The sequence below is a fragment of the Planktosalinus sp. genome, from assembly GCF_059864935.1.
The window spans coordinates 1-2,685 of the sequence record NZ_JCBCCK010000031.1; the positions used below are offsets into that span (position 1 = coordinate 1).

The 2,685-nt window shown below is 37.1% G+C and carries 2 protein-coding genes and 2 pseudogenes; 1 reads left to right on the top strand and 3 read right to left on the bottom strand.

Annotation, left to right across the window (positions count from 1 at the left end):
* A pseudogene (locus AC6F75_RS01295) lies at positions 1-236 on the top strand (hypothetical protein); the annotation flags it as partial.
* Here the strand turns inward: AC6F75_RS01295 and AC6F75_RS01300 are convergent.
* The 3 genes and pseudogenes from AC6F75_RS01300 to AC6F75_RS01310 form a co-directional block, all read right to left on the bottom strand.
* The gene (locus AC6F75_RS01300; protein ID WP_500713117.1) at positions 237-1,103 is read right to left on the bottom strand and encodes a hypothetical protein; all 867 of its coding nucleotides are present in this window, start codon (positions 1,101-1,103) and stop codon (positions 237-239) included.
* A gap of 46 nt (positions 1,104-1,149) precedes the next feature.
* The gene (locus AC6F75_RS01305) at positions 1,150-2,277 is read right to left on the bottom strand and encodes a glycosyltransferase (protein WP_500713118.1); all 1,128 of its coding nucleotides are present in this window, start codon (positions 2,275-2,277) and stop codon (positions 1,150-1,152) included.
* A pseudogene (locus AC6F75_RS01310) lies at positions 2,277-2,685 on the bottom strand (hypothetical protein); the annotation flags it as partial. The gene AC6F75_RS01305 and the pseudogene AC6F75_RS01310, both read right to left, overlap by 1 nt.

The window sequence follows — 2,685 nt, forward strand, 5'->3', positions numbered from 1 at the left end:
TGATTAGTGTACTTCCAATTGCTGATACATTGATGATTTCGCTTCAGTTAACTTCAAAAAGTGAAGTAACTATTTTGGATATTGAAGGCGACTCGCTCACCTTTTCAACCTTTCCGGAATTAAAACAACTACTTTACGAAAGTTTATATTCACTACCACAAGCAGCTCCGGCTTTAAAAAGAGGGGTTCCGGTAAACACGCAGTTCAAAATGCCTTTGGTCATCAAAACTGAATAACTACAGGATGATTTTGTAGCCTAAGGAAAGGTCAATTGAAAATTCTCCATAATTGTCAATTCCGGGAGAAACCAAGTCGTTGACACCTAAAGTTAAAAATCCATTTCCTAATTTATAATCCATTCCCAAACCCAACCCAACGGGTGCATTAAATGCTGTACTCTTTAATTCTTGACGCTCTTCAAAATTATTTTCGTCTCGTGTACTAAAAGTCAATGTAAAAAGTTTGGCTTGGGCAAAAAGGGATAGTTTTTCGTTGTGAATAAACTTAAATCGATAATTAAAAGCAAACTGTGAAAAATACAACTCATAATCTGGCACAACAACAGTTTGTCGAAATTGCAATAAAATACTATGCCTACGTAGCATTTGATTATCAGTTACTTCAAATTCAACCCCGTAAAACGGCGCAAAAACATTGTCAGGATTTGTTGTAGAGTTGTTATTTGACATTCCTGCAAAAACACCTAATCGGGTTTCCAGTTTAGTTTCCATCGATTTCTCTACAAAACCAGGGTCGGCTAGTTTATTGTATTGATTGATAAAAGCACGCAAACTGGGAAGGGTTAAATTAGTATTTGAAACGTCCACCGGATTATCTGAAATCAATTGACTAAGTGTTTCTTTATATTCTTCCTGATACTTGCCGTTTGAACGTGTGTTGGTGAGCTCGACAATTTCATCTCCCTTTTTCGCAAAATAGCGGTATTCACCATCAATCACATTCCAAAGCAGCGTCAATGGTCCTTCAACTTCGGTCTTAAGGTTGTAGGTAGTTCCGTTAACGGTATAGTTTTCCTGTGCGAAAGCGGTTGTACTAAACAACAAAATCAGAAAAACAATCAGAAGTTTTGAAAGGTGTTTCATTTAGGTAAAGTTTAAGCGAATATAAAAAAATAAACGGCATCTTAGACTATTTTTTAAAATCACGCCCTTTCCAGTTAAATGTTCCAAAAATGGCTTTCAGCGAAATGAAAATGGTCAAAAGTGGATACAAAATGGCCATAATCCTCAAATGATACCACGGGATTTCCTGTTTAAAAAAGGAATTGGATACATAAAGAAAAACCTCATCGGCCAACCATTTGATTAAAATCAGCATCAAAAAAATCATTTCAAATCCTGAAAACACCCATCTAAAATAGCAGATTACAACACTTATATTCGCCATCAAAACCACCAGGCCCGTCAACTTGCTGAACACACTTTTATATCCGGAAGCCTTTGCCGCCCAGCGCACACGTTGTTCTATCATTTTTGGAAAAGTGTCTTCGGTTTTGGTAAAAACAAGCTGGTTCAGGCTTTTTAGAAAATGCACCTTCCCGGGAAAGTTTTTATTCATTTTTTCCAGCAAAAACAAATCATCGCCACCGGCATAGTCGTTGTTTCCTTCAAAGCCTCTTACCACCTCAAAAGCTCTTTTTTCATACGCCAGATTGGCACCATTGCACATAATAGGCTGGTTGATTCCAAATGCCCCCATCGTTACACCGGCAAGAGTCAAAGATTCCATTTGCTGATAACTGCTTAAAAAAATAGTTTTCGATGAAACAGCAAGCACAGGGCCTGCGATTATTTTTACAGCTATGGCTTGAATACAATCATCCAGATTTTTCAAAATCAATTTGGGAAGGACGCAATCGGCATCGGTGGTAAATATCCAATCATTATTGGATTGGGCTATTGCAAGTGTGATGGCATCCTTTTTCGGTGAACCCGAAATTCTTTTACTCTCTATAACTCTCCAGTTTGAACATTTGTTTTTCGATATAAAATCAGTAATTTTTTCAACCGAATCATCTTCAGAAGCATCATTGACAAAAAAAACTTCCACCAAATTTTCAGGATACTTAATTTGCAAAATCGATTGCATCAATGCGCCAAGGTTTTTAGACTCATTTCGGAAAGGAATGACCACCGTAAATGAAGTTTTAGGAACCCGGGAATTAGATTTAAACGTTTTAAGCCTAAAAAACCCAACCCCAAAAACGCCCATCATAAAAACATAAAACCCAATTGTTATTATCAAAAACCAACCCATCAGGTAGTATGTTTTAATTGTTTCTTTGAATCTAATCCGAGTACAAAAAATACCCCTGTTAAAGCCGGAAATACCGCATTCAACAACCACATTAATAAGGCAACTGCAACAATAATCTGCGGTGCAACCATTGCAAAGAGCAACACCGCCACACCTCCTTTAATGGCAAAATCAAGCAATTGTAATACGGGAAGCAAACTACTTAACAGATACATCACATAAACATAAGGCAGTGCTTCCAAAAGTGAAACCGGAGCCAAAAGCGATACCAAAAAAGCAAACTGCAATGAAAAAGCCAGATAACGAATCAGTGAAAAACCAACAATTTTTAAACGGTCTTCTTTGGGAATGCTTCGCGTAAAATTGCTGATTTTATCCAATGAAAATCCCCTGATTTTTATCGTTTTA